General features: G+C 33.1%; 21 protein-coding genes. 9 read left to right on the top strand and 12 right to left on the bottom strand.

Annotation, left to right across the window (positions count from 1 at the left end):
* A partial coding sequence (locus H600_RS23105; RefSeq protein WP_209320120.1) for a hypothetical protein occupies window positions 1-238 on the top strand: 238 nt, incomplete at its 5' end.
* 287 nt (window positions 239-525) lie between these two features.
* Here the strand turns inward: H600_RS23105 and H600_RS0108875 are convergent.
* Together H600_RS0108875 and H600_RS0108870 are read right to left on the bottom strand one after the other, a co-directional pair.
* Complete coding sequence (locus H600_RS0108875) at window positions 526-1,761, bottom strand: ABC transporter permease (RefSeq protein WP_026728452.1); 1,236 nt, start codon at window positions 1,759-1,761, stop codon at window positions 526-528.
* Window positions 1,762-1,871: 110 nt separating this feature from the next.
* Window positions 1,872-2,366 (bottom strand): YkgJ family cysteine cluster protein, encoded by a 495-nt coding sequence (locus H600_RS0108870; protein WP_026728451.1) that lies wholly within the window; start codon window positions 2,364-2,366, stop codon window positions 1,872-1,874.
* A 74-nt stretch (window positions 2,367-2,440) separates the two neighbouring features.
* On the opposite strand from H600_RS0108870, the gene H600_RS0108865 reads away from it, so the two are divergent.
* Window positions 2,441-3,148, top strand: a complete 708-nt coding sequence (locus tag H600_RS0108865; RefSeq protein WP_026728450.1) for a class I SAM-dependent methyltransferase — start codon at window positions 2,441-2,443, stop codon at window positions 3,146-3,148.
* A 16-nt stretch (window positions 3,149-3,164) separates the two neighbouring features.
* Window positions 3,165-3,710, top strand: a complete 546-nt coding sequence (locus tag H600_RS0108860) for a YfiT family bacillithiol transferase (protein ID WP_026728449.1) — start codon at window positions 3,165-3,167, stop codon at window positions 3,708-3,710.
* 32 nt (window positions 3,711-3,742) lie between these two features.
* Here H600_RS0108860 and H600_RS0108855 read toward each other — a convergent pair whose 3' ends face one another.
* The 8 genes from H600_RS0108855 to H600_RS0108820 form a co-directional block, all read right to left on the bottom strand.
* Window positions 3,743-4,375 (bottom strand): 7-carboxy-7-deazaguanine synthase QueE, encoded by a 633-nt coding sequence (locus H600_RS0108855; protein WP_026728448.1) that lies wholly within the window; start codon window positions 4,373-4,375, stop codon window positions 3,743-3,745.
* 100 nt (window positions 4,376-4,475) lie between these two features.
* Window positions 4,476-6,143, bottom strand: a complete 1,668-nt coding sequence (locus tag H600_RS0108850; RefSeq protein ID WP_026728447.1) for a tetratricopeptide repeat protein — start codon at window positions 6,141-6,143, stop codon at window positions 4,476-4,478.
* Window positions 6,144-6,159: 16 nt separating this feature from the next.
* Complete coding sequence (locus H600_RS0108845; protein WP_026728446.1) at window positions 6,160-7,080, bottom strand: PstS family phosphate ABC transporter substrate-binding protein; 921 nt, start codon at window positions 7,078-7,080, stop codon at window positions 6,160-6,162.
* A 1-nt stretch (window position 7,081) separates the two neighbouring features.
* Entirely contained in the window at window positions 7,082-7,312 is a 231-nt protein-coding gene (locus H600_RS23170) for a hypothetical protein (RefSeq protein ID WP_026728445.1), read from the bottom strand.
* The gene (locus H600_RS0108835; protein ID WP_026728444.1) at window positions 7,312-8,112 is read right to left on the bottom strand and encodes an energy transducer TonB; all 801 of its coding nucleotides are present in this window, start codon (window positions 8,110-8,112) and stop codon (window positions 7,312-7,314) included. Before H600_RS0108835 ends, H600_RS23170 begins: the two co-directional genes overlap by 1 nt.
* A 37-nt stretch (window positions 8,113-8,149) precedes the next feature.
* Entirely contained in the window at window positions 8,150-8,707 is a 558-nt protein-coding gene (locus H600_RS0108830) for an ExbD/TolR family protein (protein ID WP_026728443.1), read from the bottom strand.
* A 19-nt stretch (window positions 8,708-8,726) separates the two neighbouring features.
* Window positions 8,727-9,353 (bottom strand): ExbD/TolR family protein, encoded by a 627-nt coding sequence (locus H600_RS0108825; protein ID WP_026728442.1) that lies wholly within the window; start codon window positions 9,351-9,353, stop codon window positions 8,727-8,729.
* A 62-nt stretch (window positions 9,354-9,415) separates the two neighbouring features.
* A complete protein-coding gene (locus H600_RS0108820; RefSeq protein WP_026728441.1) occupies window positions 9,416-10,240 on the bottom strand; it encodes a MotA/TolQ/ExbB proton channel family protein in 825 nt (274 codons plus the stop codon).
* 378 nt (window positions 10,241-10,618) lie between these two features.
* On the opposite strand from H600_RS0108820, the gene H600_RS0108815 reads away from it, so the two are divergent.
* Window positions 10,619-12,136 carry a helicase HerA-like domain-containing protein gene (locus H600_RS0108815; RefSeq protein ID WP_026728440.1) on the top strand — a complete coding sequence of 506 codons (1,518 nt, stop codon included), beginning with the start codon at window positions 10,619-10,621 and terminating at the stop codon, window positions 12,134-12,136.
* Window positions 12,137-12,226: 90 nt separating this feature from the next.
* Here H600_RS0108815 and H600_RS0108810 read toward each other — a convergent pair whose 3' ends face one another.
* Entirely contained in the window at window positions 12,227-13,570 is a 1,344-nt protein-coding gene (locus H600_RS0108810) for an FAD-dependent oxidoreductase (protein ID WP_026728439.1), read from the bottom strand.
* 279 nt (window positions 13,571-13,849) lie between these two features.
* Between H600_RS0108810 and H600_RS0108805 the strand changes: the two genes are divergently transcribed.
* The 3 genes from H600_RS0108805 to H600_RS0108795 all read left to right on the top strand — a co-directional run bounded on the left by H600_RS0108805 (window position 13,850) and on the right by H600_RS0108795 (window position 16,906).
* Window positions 13,850-14,443: a GNAT family N-acetyltransferase gene (locus tag H600_RS0108805; protein WP_026728438.1), complete on the top strand. Its 594-nt coding sequence runs from the start codon at window positions 13,850-13,852 to the stop codon at window positions 14,441-14,443.
* Window positions 14,444-14,855: 412 nt separating this feature from the next.
* Window positions 14,856-16,307, top strand: a complete 1,452-nt coding sequence (locus H600_RS0108800; protein WP_026728437.1) for a serine hydrolase domain-containing protein — start codon at window positions 14,856-14,858, stop codon at window positions 16,305-16,307.
* A gap of 149 nt (window positions 16,308-16,456) precedes the next feature.
* Window positions 16,457-16,906, top strand: a complete 450-nt coding sequence (locus H600_RS0108795; RefSeq protein WP_026728436.1) for a hypothetical protein — start codon at window positions 16,457-16,459, stop codon at window positions 16,904-16,906.
* 108 nt (window positions 16,907-17,014) lie between these two features.
* Here the strand turns inward: H600_RS0108795 and H600_RS0108790 are convergent, their stop codons facing one another.
* On the bottom strand, window positions 17,015-19,402 hold the full coding sequence (locus tag H600_RS0108790; protein ID WP_026728435.1) for a penicillin acylase family protein: 2,388 nt from the start codon (window positions 19,400-19,402) through the stop codon (window positions 17,015-17,017).
* A 114-nt stretch (window positions 19,403-19,516) separates the two neighbouring features.
* On the opposite strand from H600_RS0108790, the gene H600_RS0108785 reads away from it, so the two are divergent.
* On the top strand, window positions 19,517-21,073 hold the full coding sequence (locus tag H600_RS0108785; protein ID WP_026728434.1) for a hypothetical protein: 1,557 nt from the start codon (window positions 19,517-19,519) through the stop codon (window positions 21,071-21,073).
* 148 nt (window positions 21,074-21,221) lie between these two features.
* Window positions 21,222-23,030, top strand: a complete 1,809-nt coding sequence (locus tag H600_RS0108780) for a hypothetical protein (RefSeq protein ID WP_026728433.1) — start codon at window positions 21,222-21,224, stop codon at window positions 23,028-23,030.
* Window positions 23,031-23,055 lie beyond the last annotated feature (25 nt).

Raw genomic sequence — 23,055 nt, 5'->3', positions numbered from 1 at the left:
TTTTGCCTTTTTTCCTTTATGCTTTTTATTGAATTTTCAGCCTTCAGCGTTCTTTCCTGCCAAGAAATCAAGCTTTGGAATCTGCTTTTCGGCTGTTTTCAGTCTCGCAGAGGCGCAAAGGCGCAAAGTTTTTTCCTCTACAAGACTCTCTTCTGCCCTTTTTATTCCCCGGGAGCCTGGTTTCTCTTCTCTGATTTCGTTATTTCCTGATATTTTCTTCTGGAAACAGGTGCCATAGCCCCGATAGTCCCGAGGCATCGGGAGGAAATCCTTTTGTGCCGGTCCCGATAGCTATCGGGAGGCACAAAAGATTGAAGCGTATAGCGGGATTAAGCTCCTTATTAATTGCAATCTAATATCCTAAATTCCAAAATTACTCCTTAGAAAAGCTTAGGATTTGCTCAGACGGGAATATTTGCTTTTACTCTTATATATTATAGCATACTTCTCTACTTATATATGTATAAAAAAACAAACCCGACAGGTTTTGGAAACTGTCGGGTTGGAAAACTTGTGTTTAAACAATTAATCAAAACGAATTGCTTTGACTGGAGATATCTTGGTTATTATATAAGATGGTATCAGTAATACTAAAAAACAAATTATTATTGTCAATAGATTTAACGCAATTACATAGCCCCAATTTAAATATACCGGAGCTTGATTTACATAATAGTTTTCAGGGTTTAAATGAACAACTCCAAAATGCTGTTGGATTAATAAAATTGAGATCCCAATAAGATTCCCCCAAAACAAACCACGCATAATTAAATAGAAGGCATTATATAGAAATATTTTCCGAACAGTCCAGTTATTAGCTCCTAAAGATTTTAAAATACCAATCATTTGAGTACGCTCTAAAATAAGTACTAATAGTGTTACAACCATATTTATTGTCGCTACTAAAATCATAACGCCAAGTATTACTATGATATTAAAATCAAAAAGTTGCAACCAATCAAAAATGTAACTGTATTTTTCAATGATAGACTTAGTATCTAAACCTGATGGCGTTTGCTCATAAATTTGATTGCCCGTTTGTTTTATTTTCGTAAAATCTTTTACAAAAACCTCAAAAGCACCGATTTGATCTGGCTCCCATTTATTGATTCGCTGAATATGACGAATATCTCCAATTATAAAAGTAGCATCAAAATCCTGAAATCCCGAACTAAAAATCCCTACAATTTTAAATCGGCGACTATTTGGCATTTTCCCTTGTTCTTCTTTTATAAAAAAGGTATTGAAACTATCACCCAATTTTAAATTGAGTCGATCAGCAAGAAATCTGGAAATAACAACTTCTTCATTTAGTGATTTCGTAAAATCCGGCAAATCTCCCTGGACAAGATATTCTTTTATGTTGCTCCAATCGTAATCAGCCCCTACTCCTTTAAAAATTATTCCTTCGAATGCAGTTGAAGTTCTAATAATTCCAGCTTTTGTAGCAATTGCTTGAATATGGGTTACCTCTGGAACGGATTTGAAATTGGGATAAAAATCTTGTTTTTTTGAAATTGGAACTAACGTAACTTCAGAATTATTGTTGTCGAAATTTGATATGATAACTTGACCATTGAAGGCTGAAATTTTATCACGAATTTTTTGTTGCAATCCAATTCCGGTCGCTACCGAAACCAGCATCATAATAATGCCGATTGCAATAGCCGAAATGGCAATTTTTATAATAGGCGCCGAAATACTGCTTTTATAATCCTTTGCAGTAATAAGTCTTTTGGCTATAAAATATTCTAAATTCAATTTATTGATCTTGTTTTGATATTTACGATTTGTATTTTCTTCAATTCAAAAATACATTTAAAAAACCAGAATAGAATTGCTTTAAAAAACAATTAGCAGTTTCAAGCCTCTTATAAGGGAAGTTTCTTTTTCATTTCTTCCACTATATTGTAAGCTGCTGGGCATATGGCAACATTCTTTAAAGTCAAATCTGATATTTGATGAAACTTCTTGCGGTCTGTATGCGGAAACTCACGACATGCCTTTGGGCGAACATCATAAATCATACAGTAATTTTCGCTATCTAAAAAAGTACATGGAACGCTTTTTAAAACATAATCTTTATCTTCATCGATTCTCAAATACTGGTCAATAAACTGCTGTGGCTTTTGCCTAAAAGATTTAGAGATTCGTTCAATATCAGCCAAAGTAAATAACGGCCCAGTTGTCTTACAACAATTTGCGCATTGCAGACAATCTGTTTTCTTAAATTCGGCATCATGCAAATCCTGCATGATATAATCTAAATTCTTAGGCTGTTTCTTTTTAAGCTTATCAAAATACTTTTTGTTTTCGATATGCTTATCTTTGGCTAACTTATTTAAGTTATTTAAAATTTGTTTCAAGTTTAAAATTTAAAGTTGATGCACAAAATTAAGCAACTTTAAACTTGAAACCCTAATCTTTGAATTAAATTACGATGAAAGATCTTTTTGGGAAAGCCATGTTTGACTTCCAAACCAATAACAAACCGGAAGACATTATTACTGAAACCTCAATTTCTGAAGAAGACGAAATGAGTGTTGCATACTTATTCCGTTCTTATAATGATATGCCAAAACTAGAGCAAAAGGCATTGCAATTGGCTATTGGCAAAACTCTCGATGTTGGATGCGGCGCTGGAAGCCATAGCCTTTCATTGCAAAATGACCGCCATTTAGATGTAACTTCAATAGACATTTCAGAAAAGGCAATCGCAACCTGCAAACTAAGAGGAGTAAAAAACGCAAAAACTCAAAACATACTTGATTTAGTAGGAGAAAAATTTGACACGATTCTATTATTAATGAATGGAACCGGCATTTTTGGAAAACTAGAAAACTGCAACCAATATTTGTCCAAATTAAAGTCGCTATTAAATCCAAACGGACAAATTTTAATCGACAGTTCAGATATTATCTATATGTTTGACGAAGATGAAGATGGAGGCAAATGGATTCCGTCTAGTAATAATTATTATGGAGAATTAACTTTTACAATTTCGTACAAAGGAGAAAAAGAAGAATCGTTTGACTGGCTTTATCTAGATTACAACACACTCCAAAATGCAGCAATTGCTAACGGATTAAAATGCGAACTAATTTTAGAAGGCGAGCATTATGATTATTTAGCCAAACTTTCTATTTAACACTAAAACATACACAATGAAAGAGTTTGATCTTGAAAAATTAAAATACCCTATTGGAAAATTTATTGCTCCGGAGCATTATACACCAGAATATCTTTCTGAAAAAATTAAAGAAATTGAAACTCTTCCTGAAAAATTAGCCAAAGAAACCATTCATTTAACCGATAAACAATTGGACACGCCCTATCGCCCTGACGGATGGACTGTAAGACAAGTCATCCATCATTGTGCTGAAAGTCACATGCATTGTTATGTCAGAACAAAATGGACATTAACTGAAAACAATCCTGTAATTAAGGCTTATGATGAAGTTTTATGGTCTGAACTAAATGATAATTTAACAATGCCGATTCAGCCAACCTTAGATTTATTAAAAGGACTTCATTTCAGATTGGGTTACATCATGAAAAACTTATCAGAATCTGATTTAGAAAAAACGTTTATACATCCCGCAGATAACTCAGAAAATAAACTCAAGAAAATAATAGGAATGTATGCCTGGCATGGAAACCATCATTTGGCGCATATTACAACTTTAAAAAAATATAAAAACTGGCCATAAAAGAAAATCTCTTCAGTTGAAGAGATTTTCTTTTATGGTATATTCAAATATTTATGTGTCTGTAGAGAAACACGCCATTTTGGATTATTCATCACATAATCAACAATTAGTGGAGTCATTTCTTCCTTTTTACTCCATTCAGGCTGCAAGAACAAAATAGCATTGTCATTAACAAGTTCAGCTTGTTCTTCTGCGAAAATAAAATCATGCTTATTATAAATAATAACTTTCAACTCATCTGCATTGTCGTAAACAGTCTGAGTTGGCAGTTTATTTTTCTTCGGCGAAAGACAAATCCAATCCCAAGTTCCGCTCAACGGATAAGCACCAGATGTCTCAATATGAACTTTCAGATTTTTATCTTTTAACTGTTGCGTAAGCAAAGTCATATCCCAAGTCAATGGCTCTCCTCCAGTAATCACAACAGTATCAGCGTAAGTTGAAGCATTTTTTACAATTAAATCAATACTAGTTGGTGGATGCAGTTCTGCATTCCAACTTTCCTTTACATCGCACCAATGACAACCAACATCACATCCTCCAATTCTAATAAAATATGCTGCCGTTCCCGTATGAAAACCTTCCCCCTGAATAGTGTAAAACTCCTCCATCAAAGGTAACATAGCTCCTTTATTAACTTCTAATTGTATTTCTTTTGATAACATTATTCAATTTTAAAGTGCAAAGATAGTCATTTAAATACGGAACAAAAAAACCGACAGCTCATTGAACTGTCGGTTTTATAATTAGTTAGAAACTAATTTATTATTTTAAAGCTTTTACAGAATCCGCCGCATATTTATTAGCAGGATCTAAAACTAAAGATTTATTAAAGTATTCAACTGCTTTAGCTTTGTCTGTATTAGCATAAGCCGCACCAATACTATTGTAAGCCTCAACTACTTTCTTAACTGTTGCAGGTTTTGCTAATTCCTCAGCGCCTTTAGCAGTAGTTTTAGCAACATACTCTTCGTAGTTTTTGATAATCAAATCATCTTTCTCCAATAAGTTGTTGATTCTTCCTTTATATAAGTAAGCTTCGTCATAAGTTGGTGAAGCAACAAGAACTCTGTCAAAAGCAGCATCAGCTTTAGTTAAAGCAGCAGCATCAACAGCTCCGTTCGTTTTATTTGCATTTGCATAATAAAGAGAGATACCATAATAAACATTATCATTCAAGTAGTTTTTCTGCTCACTATTAGTTGTAGTTAACTCATAAATAGCAGCTGCTTGATTGTATTGTTTTTTACCAAACAACTCTTTACCAAAATCACCAAGATCTTCAACAGCTAATGGCTCCATAGCAACCGCTTTTTTGATATCAGTTAAACCAGCCTCAAAAGCAGAAGCTTCAACTGAACCATCAGCAGCAGTACCTTTTTTAATTTTCGCAAATCCTAAGTATAAATAATCTTTAGCGATTACTTTATTGTTAGGAACTTTTACATAATCTTCTAATGATTTAAGAGCAACATCGATGTTACCATTCTCATAAGCAGAATATCCTAAATATCTGTAAATTCTAGGATTAACTTTGTCCTCAGCAATCATTTTGTTTGCAACAGTTTCTAGACTTTTGTAATCTTTTACTAAGATCAAGAAATCTGCGTGACGCATTTTAGAATCTAAAGAGTAATCTGTCAAGCTTAAGTATTTCTCATAATTTGTTATAGCGTTCTGCAAATTCGTTTTTGCTGTAGAAGGCTTATTTCTCGCCCATTTGTAATATGTTTCAGCTAATTCTCTGTAAACAGGTCCGTAATTTGCATTTAAAGCGATAACTTCATTAAAAGATTTAATAGCTTCATCATAAGATTTAGCACCTTTTAATAAAACACCCAATTGCATTTTTGCTCTCAAAAGTGTTGGATCTGCAGTAAATGCGTCACGATAAGCTTTATAAGCATCATTTTGATTATTAGCTCCATAATAAGCATCACCAATAGTAAGCAAAGCTGTCGCATTTTGAGGCTCAATTGCTAAAGCGCGTTTCAAACTCGCGATTGCACTATTGTAATCAGGATTGTTTGAATTAATATAAGCTTTACCAATATAGATATACTCATCAACATCTTTACGCTTCATATCTTTAGTTGCCAAACCAAAATTAGCTTGAGCAGAAGCAGTATTTTTATTATCAAGATCAATTTGACCTAATCCAATATAATTCAGATTTTTTTTGTCTGCTGCTTCGATTCCATTTAAATAATAGATTTTAGCAGAATCAACAACGCTTTGGTTTAAATAGATATTACCTAAAACAAAATTAGCTTCACCATCTGAAGGTTTTGCTTTGATGATTGACTTAAGCAAAGATTTTGCCTTTTGAAACTGCTCAGCATCAATTGCTTTTTTAGCTTCTTTGATGTCTTGCGCTTTTGCAACAGAAGCTGTAGCAACTAAGGCAAGACTAAAAATTTTAAATTTATTCATCTTTGTAGTAATTAATTTATTCTTTATCTTTTAAAATTTGGGTTCTAATATTTAGTTTTCTTCCCGGTACTTTTACTGGCATCAAACTAGATTTCAATATAATCCTTTGGCCAATTTCTCCTGCCATAAATGACGAAAAGCCCATTCCTAATCCAGTATAACCCTGACAATTTATAATAAACAAATCACGTGCCAAAGGATATTTTTCTTCGGCAAGGTCATTCTGGCTTGGATAATAATATTGATTGCTGTTCAAGCCTTTCACTCCTAAAATATTGACTTTTTCTATAAAATCAGCCATATTAGCTGATGGTTGCGAAAGCCAATTAACACCAACCACTCCAATCATTCCTTCGTTTTCAGAAACGAATTTAATCACTTCATCATTGGTTTTGAATGAAAAAACTCCAGTTGCCGGAATGTCTTTCACTTTTGCCAAATCCTTCATGTAACGAACTGTACTAGAATTCGGATTGTCAAAAACAAGCCCTTTAATTCCAGTTTCTTTCTTTCCTTGCATAAAATCTAATACAGACTTCAACGCAATTAATGTGTCATTATTGCTTTTGTTGGAAATTAAGGCTATTGCATCAATAGCAAATGGCGTAACTCTAGGATTAATTTTACTTTTTTCAAATCTTTTCAATTCTTCCTGTGTCAAATTTCGCGCAGTTACTACAACTTTAGCTTTTTTATTCAGCAAATCATTGATAAGCTCCACCTCCGATTTAGGCTTCACATTGATTTTAGCATCATAGTAAGTTCCTTCAAAAACTGCCACCTGATCGTCAACAATTGGTTTTACAGTTTCATCAACTGTAACATCAAGAGATCCTTTTAAAATTGTTTCTTCTGATTCATTCTTGCTTTTTTGGTTGCACATGGCAAACAAAAAGACAAAAGCAACCAAACCAAAGACTTTACTATACTTCAACATATTAGTCAGTATTAGAATTAATCAACCTAAGAAAACGTATTCCTGAATACACAATCAATAGTCCTCCAAAAGCATATCTGTATTTAGGCTCCATGTTTAAAGGTAATTTTTCCCAAAACATAATCATTAAACCCAGCACAAGATATATTAAAAAAAACAGTATTCCTAAAACAAGAAGAAATCGCTCTTTGAGCGATTTCTTCTGAATATTATTAAGCATATCTTTTAACATTATTCTGCAGATTGAATAGTAATAGGTAAAGAGTATAATACCCTAACTTTTTTACCATTTTGCTCGCCAGGAGTCCATTTTGGACATTTTTTAAGAACACGAATTGCTTCTGCTCCTGTACCGTAACCGATATCCCTTAAAACTTTAATGTCGGTTAATGAACCGTCTTTTTCAACTACAAACGTAACGTAAACTTTACCTTTTAAACCTTCTTCTTCTGGAGTTTTGTAATTGTTTCCTACGAATTTGTAGAATTTCTCAATTCCTCCAGGGAAATCTGGTTTTACTTCGATACCAGCTGTGTTATATACTTGGTTGTCCTCCTCAACTACTGCAGCAGTTCCAGTACCTACTGGCTCATCAACAGTTAAAACTGCATCAGGATCTCCTTTAATAGTTTCAGCACCAACCTTTTTATCTTTAAGATCTTCAATTTTTGGTGGATCTTCTGTAACCTCTTCTGCTTTTGCAACAACCGGCTTCACAAATTTCACCTGATCCACTTTTGGTGGTGGTGGTGGTGGTGGCGGTTCATTTGGTTTTACCTCTTCTTTTTTCTTAGGAGGTAATTTAACTGTAGCGATCTTAATATCCTTATCCATATCTTCTTCACCAGAATCTGGCAAATAACTTGCAATAAGAGGAGCTGCTACAGCAAAGCTAAAGATGATCGAACCAATGATAAGAGCTCTTACCGTAGTTTTGTTGTTCGATTTTCTTAACTCATATGCACCATATATCTTATTACGTCCTTCGAATACGATATCAAGCCACTGATTTTTTATAATATCTAATTTCATTTTTCTTGATTATTAGGATGTTCAAACAAGATAAATCTTATTTCTTATCTATCAATTTTGTTTCCTCTGGCGTAAACTCAGGAACTATTGCATAAGTATCAACTCCAGCAATCGCCATTTCATCCAACATATCAACTAAATTTCGGTAAGTTGACTTTTTGCTTGGCTTTATAATAACGATAATTCCATTTTTTGGTTTTCCTTGAGCAGCAGAATATTCTAAAACTGATTTTTTTCTTTTAAGAACTTCTCTACGAATTCCATCTTTACCATATGTAATATCTTTAGGTCCCGCAATTGGAGTAGCTAATAATCCCATATAATAAACCAATTTATTATTTTCCCCTAACATCACTGTCATTGTACGATTCTCATCTACCTTAATATCTTTATTCTTAGTAGGATCCTCGTTTTTGTCTGGCAATGATAAATCCATCGCTTTAGGTTTTGACAACGATGTGGTCAACATAAAGAACGTGATCAATAAGAATGCCAAATCCACCATCGCCGTTAAATCGACTTTCGAATTTTGCTTTTTACTTCTTACCTTGCCACCTTTTCCGCCACCACTGTCGCCAGTATTTAATTCAGCCATTTTAGTGTATCTTTTTTAATTAAAAGTCTTTTCCTCTTGTACCTGTAACTAAGTTAAAGGAATTGATTTTCTGATCTTGTAAAATATCCATAATCTTTTTGATTTGAGGATATTGTTCTTTAGCATCTCCTTTGATTGCAATCTCTAACTCTTTGTCCTCAAGATCGATTGTAGCTCTTCTTGAAACCAAAAGCCACTCTTTTAATTGATTATCCAAAGAATCGATTGGAATACCTGGCTGATTTGCTTTAGTTCTATCAGCTGCTTTCATGTCAATGATTTGCTTTAAACCTGCTACTGGAACACCAAAGTCATCCATTAATGCAAATTTAGTTTTATCATCTTCTGAAAAGTTCACTCCAAATTTTGCTCCCATACCTTCAAGAGTCTTTTTACGAATCTCTCTTCCTTTGATATCGAAGAAAACTTTGCTTTTCCCGTCTTTTCCTTTTCCTATTGTAATAATTGCCAAATTAGAATCTGGTAATTTATGTTCTACAGTAGAAGCAGGCATATCAACAGGAAGCGCTTCAGGAACTTTAGCAGTAGCAGTCAAGATAAAGAACGTAAGCAAAAGGAACGCAACATCACACATGGCAGTCATATCTGTCGATGTCGACTTCTTTTTCATTTTAATTTTAGCCATTATCTTTTATTTTATTTTTTTTGATATAATTAAATCTTAATTATTTATATATCAAAAATTAATTATTGTTTTAAACTTCCTCTGAATTTTCTGTAAGTATTCACGATTGTAGTACCAGCCTCATCGATAGAGTAAGTTAAATCGTCAATTTTAGCAGTAAAGAAGTTGTAAGAAACAATTGCAAAGATAGAAGTAGAGATACCTGTTGCAGTGTTGATAAGTGCCTCAGAGATACCTGTTGCAAGAGCAGCCTGGTCTGGAGTTCCAGCAGAAGCTAACGCACCAAACGCTTTAATCATACCAGATACTGTTCCTAATAATCCTCCTAATGTACCTAAAGATACTAAAGTAGAGATAATAGTCATATTTTTTTCTAACATTGGCATTTCTAATGAAGTAGCCTCTTCGATTTCTTTGTGGATCACTTCTGAAGCTTCTTCACTGTTGAAACCTTCTTTTTTAACGTCTTGATATTTAATCAAAGCAGATTTAATTGCATTTGCAACTGAACCTTGTTGTTTGTCACATGAAGCGATAGCAGCCTCGATGTTTCCTTCTTTAATGCTTCCTTGTACATTTTTCATAAATGCATCTAAGTTAGATTTACCAGCAGCTTTACCGATAACGATAAATCTCTCAATAGAAAAAACAACAACCATTAAAAGCATACCTAATAATACTGGTACAATGAAACCTCCTTTGTAAACCATACCTAAAGTATTGATTGGGTGACCTGTTTCTGGATTTCCTCCTTCAAAGTTAGCTGAATCCCCCATAACGAATTTCCAGATTAACCAACCTACAAAAACACATGCTGCAATAATGATTCCTGAAATCATTCCTCCCCCATTTGAAGTGCTTTCTTTTTTAACTTTAACGTTTGCCATTTTTTTTAATTTTAATAGTTTTAAATAATTTTTATTTTTTAGTTATATTTAACTTGTAGAGGAGCAAATTTATACGTTTAGTTTAAATAAAAAAACTTTTTTTAATTTTATTGAAGGAAATTTAACGTCAATTTAAAAAATATCTCATTAAATTGCCAACATCATTTTTTTGATAAAACAAAAAAAAGGTCGAATAATAAAAAAATTACAACGTTTTAGTAAATATTCAATTAATCCATTGAAATCTTCTTAAAAAGCTGCGAATTTTTTTTTATATCATTTTCAATCAAAAAAAGCTTTTTCTTACTAAAAAAAATACAGCCTAATTGTTAAAAACAAAGCAAAAAACTTATAATCATCTAAATTACAAATAAAAGCATGAATAAAAAAGACAATTTCATTCAAGAGATAAACAACGGTTATCTTTCTAAAGGCGACAGCATTACCCTTGGAAGCGCCATTCTTGATGGAGAAGCTATTGCAGAAGCTCATGTAAAAATCCCATTGAAAACCCTAAATCGCCATGGGCTTATCGCTGGTGCGACTGGAACTGGGAAGACAAAAACAATTCAGGTTTTTTCAGAACAGCTGTCAAATGTTGGAATTCCTGTTTTAATGATGGATATTAAAGGTGATTTTAGTGGTATCGCAAAAGAAGGCAAAGAACAAAGCTTTATTACAGAACGCCATGCCAAAATGGATATACCTTATAATGTAGCTTCATTTCCTGTTGAATTAATGTCCTTGTCTAAACAGAACGGAGTTCGTTTGCGTGCAACAGTTTCTGAATTTGGGCCAGTTCTATTTTCTAGAATATTAGATCTTAATGATACTCAGGCTGGTGTCGTAGCTGTTATCTTTAAATATTGTGACGACAACAAAATGCCTTTGCTTGATTTAAAAGACATCAAAAAAGTCATTAATTATATTACGGAAGAAGGTAAGGATGAAATTGCCGAAAGTTACGGCAAAATCTCAACTGCGACCACTGGAACTATTTTGAGAAAAATAATCGAGTTGGAACAACAAGGCGGTGATTTGTTTTTTGGTGAATTATCTTTTGAAACTGATGATTTAATGCGAATTGACGAAAATGGAAAAGGATACGTAAATATTATACGCTTAACTGATATTCAGGACAAACCTAAATTGTTCTCGACTTTTATGTTGAGTCTTTTGGCTGAGATTTATCAAAAAATGCCTGAAAAGGGAGATGCTGAACAACCAGAATTAGTAATTTTTATTGACGAAGCGCATTTGATTTTTAATGAAGCCAGCAAAGCATTATTGGAACAAATTGAAACTATTGTAAAACTGATTCGTTCAAAAGGTGTTGGTGTTTATTTTGTTACGCAAAATCCAATGGATGTTCCCAGTGGCGTTTTGGCGCAATTAGGTTTGAAAATTCAGCATGCATTAAGAGCTTTTACAGCTAATGACCGTCAAGCGATTAAGAAAACGGCGGATAATTATCCAACTTCAGATTATTATCAGACTGATGAGTTGCTGACTAGTTTAGGAATTGGAGAAGCATTAGTAACTGCACTTAGCGAAAAAGGTATCCCTACACCGTTAGTAGCAACAATGATGCGTGCACCAATGAGTCGAATGGATGTTTTAACTCCAGATGAAATTGAAGGAATTAATGGGAAATCAAAATTAGTTAAAAAATACGCTGAGGAAATTGACCGCGAAAGTGCTTACGAAATACTGACAAAAAAAATCGAGGAAGCAACACAAGCCACTGTTGAGCAAGAACAAGAAGCGCCAGGTAAATCTACCAAAACTGGACCAAGCACTACCGAAGTAGTTACGAAATCTGTCCTGAAAGTCGTGACAAGTGCTACTTTTATCAGAGGCGTTTTTGGTGTTTTGACCAAAATATTCAAAAAATAAAAAAAAGAAAACCATATAAGTTATATAAGTAAATATAATGCTTGCGCATAAATATTAAATGAACTTATATAACTTATATGGTTTAAATTTTTATCTGTTTTCCAACAGCTCTAAAATTTTATTTTCAACTTCTGGAGAGTTCCAGATATTTTCGATATTATCAAGTTTTAAAACTTCTTCCATAATTCCGTTTTGGAAATCACCAATTGCCAAAGCTTCAGCATAAGGGCGATCACTAAAAGTTACTCGACTGTAAAGCGGAATCCATTTATCTGGATGTTTATCAGAAAAAACTTTTTCTATTTTCTTTTGCAACAAGAATTTTTCATCGGCAGTTTTTGTACTCATTTCAAGAAAATTGCGATATGAAAGCTCCGCAATAGCGTCAGCATTTGGTTTTCTTGAAATTTGATATTCTGAAAATATTTTTTTCCAATCGTCTTGGTACTTTTCAATCATTTCATTTAAAACAGTAATATCCTCAAAACCAGCATTCATTCCTTGTCCGTAAAATGGAACAATGGCATGACAAGCATCTCCAATTAAGGCAATCTTGTCTTCAAACGTCCAAGGAAAACATTTCATGGTAACCAAAGTACTTGTTGGATTTTTAAAGAAATCATTTGCAAGTTCCGGAATTACTTCAATAGAATCTGGGAAATTTTTCTCGAAGAAATCCTCAACCATTTTACGATCGGTCAATGATTCAAAAGAGTTTTCGCCCTCAAAAGGCATAAATAAGGTACAAGTAAAACTTCCATCAAGATTTGGAAGCGCAATCAACATGTACTCGCCTCTTGGCCAAATATGAAATGAATTTTTATCTAATTTATGTGTTCCGTCAGAATTTGCCGGAATATTCAATTCTTTGTAACCCATATTCAAAAATTCTTGCGAATAATTGAACATACTTTGGCGTTGCATTCTGTGACGAATTCTTGAAAACGCACCATCGGCACCAAAAACCATATCAAATTTGTGCTCTTCCCACTCGCCTCTTTCACTTTCGCCAATATGCAAAGTTGCATCACTTAAGGTAACATCCCAAACTTTTTGCTCGAAATGAAACTCCGCTCCCGCTTCTTCTGCAAGATCGATCATTTTTCTGTTTAATTTTCCTCTCGAAATAGAATAAATCGATTCTCCTTCCTGACCATAATTCTGAAAATTCAATTTGTCAACCAAATGAATAGCACGTTTGTCCATTGGAATTGCGATTTCTCGAACCGAATCGCCAACTCCTACTGCATCCAAAGCTTTCCAGCCACGGTTGGACATTGCTAAATTAATAGAACGGCCAGAAAAATTTATTTTTCTAATATCAGGACTGCGGTCATAAACATGAACGGTGTGGCCAGCTTTTTTAAGATAAATTGCCAAAAGTGATCCTACAAGTCCAGAACCAACTACAGCAATTTTTAGTGAAGTTTGCATCGAGGGAAATTCTAATATTGGGTCGTAAAAATAAGTAATAATTATAGATAACCCTTAAAATAAAGCAATTATTTGTTGCTATAGATTTGCTGTAAGCTTTTCAATTTGCGGGATATTTAAAAACTAACTTATACCTTAATATATAATCAAATAAATTGAGGTCACAATTAGCCATCTTGTTTTGTTTCAAATAAAACAAAATGTTATTTTATTTAATTTATTCACAAAAATTAAACAAGTAATTTTGTCTCATAATTTACTATAATTAAATAAAGATTCATGAACAGCGAGATTCTAAAAACAAATATTATTCTGGAAAATGAAAAAGTCCTTTTGATTCCATTTGAAAACGAAAGAAATGCAGAACTAAAGGAAATTATTTTTGATGATGAAATCTGGAAATATATGGGAATATACGTGCGAAATCAACAAGATTTTGAAAATTATATTCAAAGTACATTGAAACAAAAATCAGATGGAATTTGTTATCCGTTTTTAATTATTGATAAAGCCACAAATAAAGTCGCTGGAAGCACACGCTACGGATATCTAAATCATGCGAGCCAAAAATGCGAAATTGGCTGGACTTGGTACGGAAAAGATTTCCAGGGAACGGGCTTAAACAAAGCCTGCAAATTTGAGTTGCTGAATTTTGGTTTTGAAAAAATTCAATTTAGAAGAATACAATTCAGTGCGGATCTTGAAAATTTAAGATCACAGAGAGCTATTGAAAAATTAGGCGCTTTAAAAGAAGGGATTTTTAGAAATAACTATGTTGATTCTGAAGGAAAGAGTAAAGATGATGTTTATTATAGTGTAATTTTGGAGGAATGGAAAAATACTAAACGAGACTATTTTGTGGAGTTTGCTTAAAAATCATAGAGAAACCAGAATTTTCATCTAAGATTTCAAACCACTATCACGCAGTTCGACCACCAAAATGCATTTATATACCGAACACTAACTTTCTCAAAAAATAAAAGATTCGGCAGTAAAAGTTGGAGTATTGATAGTAGTTTCGGCGAAAGCCAAATTTAAGAAAAATTCGTTTTAATAACTGTTCCAAAGTTTACAGGAAGCTTATGGAACATTTTTTAGGAGAAAATGGAAAAAAATTGATTGAGATTGAAACCAAACGATAATTCGATCGTCTAACATTTAGAACGAATAAATTTATTTGGTAATTTTAAACCAAATTACTGACTATCTAACCGTTACGATGTTTCAATCATCAATCAAAAATCAAATCATTTTATTAATCCTAAAACCATACTCAGCAATTATTATGAAAAAGTCAATCAAATCAATCGCCCTCTGTACAACCTTATTTTTTTTAACCATAACCACTTTTGCTCAAGACAAAGTCAAAGAAATCGAACAACTTTTAAGCAAATACAATGAGTATGGACAATTCAACGGATCGGCTTTAGTGGCCGAAAACGGAAAAGTGATTTTCAAAAAAGGATTTGGTTCTGCTAATTTTGAATGGAATATTCCAAATCAGTCGGACACAAAATTTAGGCTAGGATCAATTACGAAACAATTCACTGCACTTTTAATTGTAAAATTGGCTGAAGAAGGAAAAATAAAATTAGATGTTCCAATTACAACCTATTTGCCAGATTACCCAAAAGAAAACGGAGATAAAATAACGATTCATCATCTGCTTACACATTCATCTGGGATTCCGAATTATACAAACGCACCGAATTTCTTTAAAGATAAAGCCAGAAATCCATATGCTCCAGCAGAATTTGTAAAAACATTTTCAACATTGCCACTTGATTTTGCTCCAGGTGAAAAATTTAATTATAGCAATTCTGGCTATTTTTTGTTGGGTTATATTATTGAAAAAATCACTGGAAAAACGTACGAGCAATATTTACAAGAAACCATTTTCACACCTTTAAAAATGGTCAATTCTGGTTATGACCACAGTGATTTAATCATAAAAAACAGAGCTGCTGGATATGAAAAAGAGGGAAAAAAAATCGTCAACGCGGCTTATATCGACATGAGTATTCCATATGCTGCTGGATCTTTATATTCGACTGTTGAAGATTTGTATTTATGGGATCAGGCACTTTATACCAACAAATTGCTTTCAGAAAAATCAATGGAATTGATATTTAAGCCATATGTTAAAGCATGGGATGATTCATATGGATATGGTTGGGGAATAGAAGAAGTTTCGATTGGCAATAGAGCAAAAGTAAAAATTACAGAGCACGGCGGTGGCATCAACGGCTTCAACACCATAATTTCGAGAATTCCTGCTGATAAAAATTTGGTCGTTTTATTAAACAATACCGGCGGAACAGTTCTAGGTGAAATGAATGAAGCCATTAGAGCTATTTTGTACAAACAATCATACAATCAGCCAAAAAAATCTTTAGCACTTGATCTATTGGATGCTTATTCTTTAAAAGGCGTTTCTGGAGGAAACGAAGCTTATAAAAAACTAAAAAATGATCCAACATATGCCATTAAGGAAGGCGATATGAACCGAATTGGATATCAATTATTGCAAACGGGCAAGAAAAAAGAAGCTATTGAAGTTTTTAAAATCAATGTAGAAGCTTTCCCAAAATCAGGAAATACTTATGATAGTTTGGGTGAAGCTTATTTGGCAGATGGTGACAAAAAATTGGCTATTGAAAATTACACAAAATCGGTGGAGCTTGACCCTAGTAATGAAGGTGGCAAAAAAGTTTTAGCCGAGCTTTCGAAAAAATAAATGAAATATTGCTTTTCAAAGAATCTGCAAAAAAGTATCTCAAACTGCTTTTTAGCAGATTTTTTTTGTTATAACTTGTAACATTCAAACTCGATGATTTGTCATAAAAAATATTATTTTAGCCACTCCCAAAAACAACTAAATAACCTATGAAAAATCTAAAAAAGTACAGTCTCGTGACTGCATTGTTATGTTTGTTTATTTCTTCGAAATGTATTTCGCAAAACAATCCACAACCTCCAGCAATGCCCACACAACAAAACAAAATTATTGTCGATAAAATTGTAGAGGCGGCTCACTATAAAACTTATGTTATTGATTTTTGTTTGACTAAAATTAACGAAGCTTCTGCCAAGGAAGGCTGGAACGAACAAAAAGCAATGGAAATTACACAAAGCATCAATTACAAAAATTTCAGAGATGCGATTTACAATGTTTTTGCTTTTTATGATGAAGTTGAATTGGAAACACTTCTAAAAGCATATGAAAAAGACACTGCTTATCAAACTAAAAATGCAATGACAACAAATAAGGCACTTGTTAACAACTTGAATATTTTTGCTAATGATATTGTTTTAGGAAAGTATATTTCTAAGTAAGGTTCAAAGTAACAAAGTAACAAAGGTTCAAAGGTTTTAAAAACTAAAACTTTTGAACCTTTTATTTTTTATGTAGTTTGAACTTGAAACCTGAAACTTGAAACAAAACTACTTTTTAGGTTTCAAAACCAGTTTTGTTGATGTTTTTACAATTTCTTCTTTATTCAGTTTCATTTTTCTGAATTTGCCTTCATTGTACATTTCTGCCTGATCATGATAATGTTTGCTGAATGGATTTCCAGATTGTCCTGTCGGCAAAATGCTCCAACTGTTTTCAACATCAGAGAAATCGACAATTCTTCTTGTTGATGGCCCGCCTTTGACATAATATTTCCCCTCTTCATTAAAACCAAAGAATAAATTATTTATCACTTCATTTGATCCTGGTGATTCAAATGGGCCAACATTGAATAATTTTCGCAATGCCGCCACTTTCCCTAACGGATGTTCGTGCTCAACTGTATGAACTTTTCCCCAATTCCAATCTGAAATTGTGTTTCCTAGTTGATTTTGAAGTGCCGAAATCGCATCATGAAATGATCTTGAAACAATATCTTTTCTGGTTTCTTTTACATTTTTGGTTTTGATATTATCCCACCAAACCGAATTTTCATTTGCCACTTGTCTTGCAATAACTTGTTTCCCGATATGAGTTCCTAAAAACAAATCGAAATTATCTTTCCCCATTTCATCTTCAAAAGTATTTTTCAAATAAAGATATATCCATTTATTATAAATCGTTGGGGCAACATCTTCAAGATTTGTTGTTCCTTTCCAAGATTTTAAAACTTCTATTGCTTGTTTTTCTTCAGGAGAAAGTGTTTTGTTATCTAAATTTGAAATCAAATTTTGAGCAGTTCCCGGAGCAATTGGAGAAGTATTGTCGTAAATCATTTTACTGATTGCTTCTTTATCCCAATCTGATTTTGCATCCATTAAACTTGAAATTCTTTTCGCTCGGTCTTCAGGCAAATAATAACCCGGATATAAAAAACCATCGATAGCTTCAGGCTGATTATTTGCTGAATAAACATAACCCCATTTCGGGTTTTCAGAAGATGGATTTTTTGAGAAATCCAGATATTCTTTAATATCATCTTTTCCGCTTGCGCCGTCAAGAATCAAGAAAGTATTCACGCCCTTGTCGTGCTTGTATAATTTTCCTGTTGCCCACCACGCCACATTTCCTTTGGAATCACCATACATTACATTGAGTCCTGGCGCTGCAACCAATTGAACTGCTTTTCTAAAATCATCTTTATTTTTTGCATGTGAAAGTCCATAAACAGCATCTAAAATCTGAATCGGTTCTCTTGTATACGTCCATGACATTGCAATCGGATTTTTTTTATCCAAACGATCCAAAACATCGTTCATTATAGGTCCGTGTCGACTTGATTTTATGGTCATAACAACATCAGAAGTATCTTTTATTTTAATTGTCTTTTTTCTGATTTCATAAGATGCAAATCCAGTTGGAGTTTGATATTGATTATCGTCTCCCGTTTTATTTTTTTCTTGATAAAAATCGATATCATCATTTTCAAACATCGTCAAACCATAAGCATAATTACGATTGTGCGCCAACAACGGAAAAGGAGTTCCAGCCAAATAACAGCCATATAATTCATGTTGAGGCGTAATCAAATGAGCTTCATACCAAGTTGCAGGCTGCGAGAATCCAATGTGTGGATCATTGGCAAAAATCACTTTTCCGCTTTTGGTTTTATGCGGTCCGGCAACCCAACTATTGCTTCCAATAAACGGCGGAATTGGCGATTTGTCCAACAAAGCCGCAACCGATTTTGAAATTTCTGTGTATTGCTCAATATCTTCTTTTGAGCTTTTTAACTGAGTCGTATTGAATTGGCCTTCAATTCCTAAATCTTTCAAATATTCTACACCATATTTATTGCGGATTTCAGTCAATAACGGATCTGTTTTTTGAGCCATTGCAAAACTGAAAGACATATATCCGAAGATATTATAAACATCTTTTATCGTAAATTTTTCTTTTTTCACACCAACAAGTGTAAACTCTACTGGTGTAACACCTTCTTCCAAATATTGATTAATTCCATCCAAATAAGCCTGTGTTAACTGATATGCTTGACTGTTTTTGTCTAATTTAGTAATGGCTTTCGCCGAAGCTTCTTCTATTCCAATTCCGGAGAAAAACTTGTCATTTTTAAGCGCTACAGATCCGAAGATTTCAGATAAACGTCCCGGCGCAATTCTGCGAAGCAATTCCATTTGCCATAATCGTTCCTGCGCGTGAACATAACCAAGCGCCGTCATCGCATCTTTTTCAGAATCGGCATAAATATGAGGAACTCCAAATTCATCAAAATAGACTGTGGTTGCTGCCTGAAGATTTTTCAATTCCAACTCTCCTTCATATTTGGGTTTTAAATGAAAAATATAAGCGCATAAACCTATTCCTAAAACAACAATCAGGACAAATAAAACCAGCAGGAATTTTTTAAGTTTTTTCATATTCAAAACAAGGTATTCGGTTTGATGATTTGTTAAAATGTAACGTAAAAATAAAATCATGTAAACGACTTTATTTTCTAAAGTCTAAATTTATATTTAAAATCGATACAATAAATGTCAATCTATAAAAAAATAGCAATCGGAGTAATTTCTCTGTTTATTATTGTGATTTTAGCCAATATTGGCTTGAATTACTGGATCAAAAAACAGCTTCCAGTTATCATTCACGAGAAAAATAAAACGGTGTATAATATCAATTATGAAAAAATTGAAGTGTCGCTTTTTTCTCGAAATATCTACGCTCAGACATTATTAGTTAGTCCGAAAAACGAACCCAAGGACAGTAAAAATGGTCTTTTTTCTAAAATCGAATCGATTACTATAAAACATTTCAATATTTGGGATTTGGCTTTTCGCGATATTATTCAGGCAGAAAGTATTATCATCAATAAACCACATGTGATTTTATATAAAAAAGGCGAAAAACTTTTGAATAACCGTAAAAGTATTGAAACTGAAATTGTAGCTCCCTTCCGGAAAATAATTGCGGTTTCGAATATTTATCTAAATGATGGAACGATTGATGTGGTTTCGCTCGATACTGAAAAACCCATTTTCAGCGTTAAAAAAATCATTTTAAAATTGGAAGGAATTTTAATAACCGATACTACTTTAAAAGAAAAAATTCCATTGCAATACAAAACTTATGCTTTAATTATTGATAGCTTGTTTTACCGACCAAATTCTTTTTACTATATAAATATTGGAAAAATAAGTACCGAAAATAATTTTTTAAAAATCAATAATTTCTCTTATCTACCTCAATTTAAGCGATATGATTTTGTAAAGCGTCTCGACAAAGAGAAAGACATTTACAATTTAAAATTCGATTCGGCTCAAGTTGCAAAAATGAATTGGGGATTTAAAAACGATAAATTTTACTTTAAAGCAAACTCCCTGGTCATCAATCATTTTGATGCCAATATATACCGAGGAAAAATGCTGAAAGACGATCCTAGCAAAAAATACCTTTACAATCATTTATTGCGAAATCTCAAATTTCCGCTTCAAATTGATACTTTACAAGTTTTGAAATCGAAATTGGTTTATGAAGAAGAATTGGATGTTGCGAAAGGCCCCGGAGTTTTGACATTTGACCAATTCAATTTGCAGGCAACTAATTTGCGAAGCGGTTTTGGTTTGAAAAAAACAAACGATGTAAAAATCAAAGTCAAATGTATTTTTATGAAAAATTCTCCGCTAGATGTCGATTGGAGTTTTAATGTTTTAGATAAGACCGATGGATTTCATATTCAAGGCGTGATTTCGAATTTTAATGTTCAAGGAATGACGAGATTCACAAAACCGTACATCAACACAACTTTTACTGGAACTTTCCATAAATATCGTTTCAATTTCTACGGAAATGACAATGGCTCCAAAGGAAATGCTTCTTTGGATTATGATGACTTAAAAGTGAAATTGTACAAAAAGAAAAAAACAGAAAAAGAAGCTAAACTTAAAACTGCTGTTGCCAATTTATTAGTTAAAAATGATTCGAAAGACGGAGCTAAAACCGCAGAAATTGAAGTAGAACGACTTCAGGATAGATCATTCTACAACCTATTGTGGAGAAGCATTGCGGAATCTTTGAAGAAGATCTTGATATAATTTTCAGCAACGAATTACACAAATTGCACTAATTGATAATTCGCAAAAATTTGTGTAATTCGTTGCAACCTAAATCCAAACCTGACAATTATCAGGTTTTGCAAGAAAATATTTCTTTTCATTTGTCTTTATTTTAATTTGAAAACAAATGACAAAAACACCCTTACATACTTTCCATATTCCGGTAATGGGACTCGCTTATACAATAGACAGCCCCATTCGCGTTGCGCAATATGGAATTTCGTCTGTTATTGCGCTCGCCGATGATGATTTGATTGAGAAGATGCGCAATTTTTACAGCACAAAATTCAATCTTCCTTATGAAGAAATCACTCAGAAATTTCATGATTATCGTGCCGAAAGAATAACTTCTTATTTAAATTTAGTCGATAAAATTGTAAAAGAAAAGTTCGAAAACTTTAAAACAGAATTGACAGAAAGCAAAACAGCTTTAGAAAACTTCATGTCGATGCTGCCTAATACTTCTGACATAAAAAAAGGTTTTCAAAATTTATTGGATGACGGAATCGCTTTTAAAGAAAACATTCAACACTATATCGAATCACATCTTTTCCCAGGAGAAATTGATGTGAATATCATGACAAAATTGGATAAAGATAATTTTATCAAAAATGAACAGCTTCCAATTGAATTTAATGATGCACATGCTGCGTTGAGAGGTTTTGCAAACAGTAATTTGGAATCCTCTATTGTGCTTTCTGCCGGCATGAATCCGAGATTATTTGGTTATTTCGAAAACTTCAAAGATTTTTTCCCAAATGAGAATAACGAACTGAGAAAGAAAATCATCTTAAAAGTGAGTGATTTCAGATCGGCTATGATTCAAGGGAATTTTTTAGCAAAAAAAGGGCTTTGGGTTTCAGAATATCGAATCGAATCAGGATTGAACTGTGGCGGGCATGCTTTCGCAACCGATGGACTTTTATTAGGCACTATTTTGGAAGAATTTAAGCAGAAAAAAGAACAATTGGTACAATCGGCTCACGATTTAATGATTAAAGCTTTACAGGCAAAAAATCAGTATTTCCCAGAAAAACCTTTAGAACTAAAAATCACCGTTCAAGGCGGCGTCGGAACTGCTGAAGAACATGAATTTTTATTGGATGAATATAAAGTCGATGCTGTTGGTTGGGGTTCACCTTTTTTATTAGTTCCCGAAGCCACTTCTGTAGACAAGGAAACTCGAAACTTATTGATGAATGCCAAAGAAGATGATTTCTATTTGAGTAACATTTCACCTTTGGGAGTTCCGTTTAATACTTTAAAAGGGACAACAAATGAATTTTTAAAACAAAAACGCATTGACGAAAATAAAGCAGGAAGTTCATGCCCAAAGAAATTTTTAGCGCTAAGCAAAGAATACGATCCACACGGAATTTGTACGGCTTCTAAGAAATATCAGGATATAAAACTGGAAGAGTTAGAAAGCAGAAAAGATACTTTATCTACAGAAGATTTTGAGAAAAGCAAAATCAAAATCACCGAAAAATCATGTTTGTGTGTTGGTTTGGCAAACGCTTCTTATTTAGAAAATGACATCAAAATAAAAGGACAATCGCAAGGTGTAGTAATTTGTCCAGGACCAAATCTGGCTTATTTTGATCAGGAAGTTTCTTTGAAAGAAATGATTCAGCATATTTATCAGGGAAAATCAATTTTGAGAACGGATCGTCCCAATTTATTTGTAAAGGAATTAAAAATGTATGTGGATTATTTCAGAAATGAGATTGAAACCATTTCGGGAGAAGTAACAGCGATGCAACTTAAAAAATGGAATTCCTTTAAAGCGAATATTCTCGAAGGAATCGAATATTATCACAATCTATTTTCATCAACTTTATATTTTAAAAATGACGAAGAGAAAATTAAAAATCAGTTTGATTCTTATAAATCAGAATTAAACTCGATTCAAATTCCAACTTTAGAATTAGCCTAAAAACAAAACGCCGATTTAAAAAATA

Origin of the sequence: Flavobacterium denitrificans DSM 15936 (assembly GCF_000425445.1) — a bacterium.
Lineage (GTDB): Bacteria > Bacteroidota > Bacteroidia > Flavobacteriales > Flavobacteriaceae > Flavobacterium > Flavobacterium denitrificans.
Note: the sequence above shows the minus strand (reverse complement) of the source record. Positions and strands in the feature narration are given on the sequence as shown.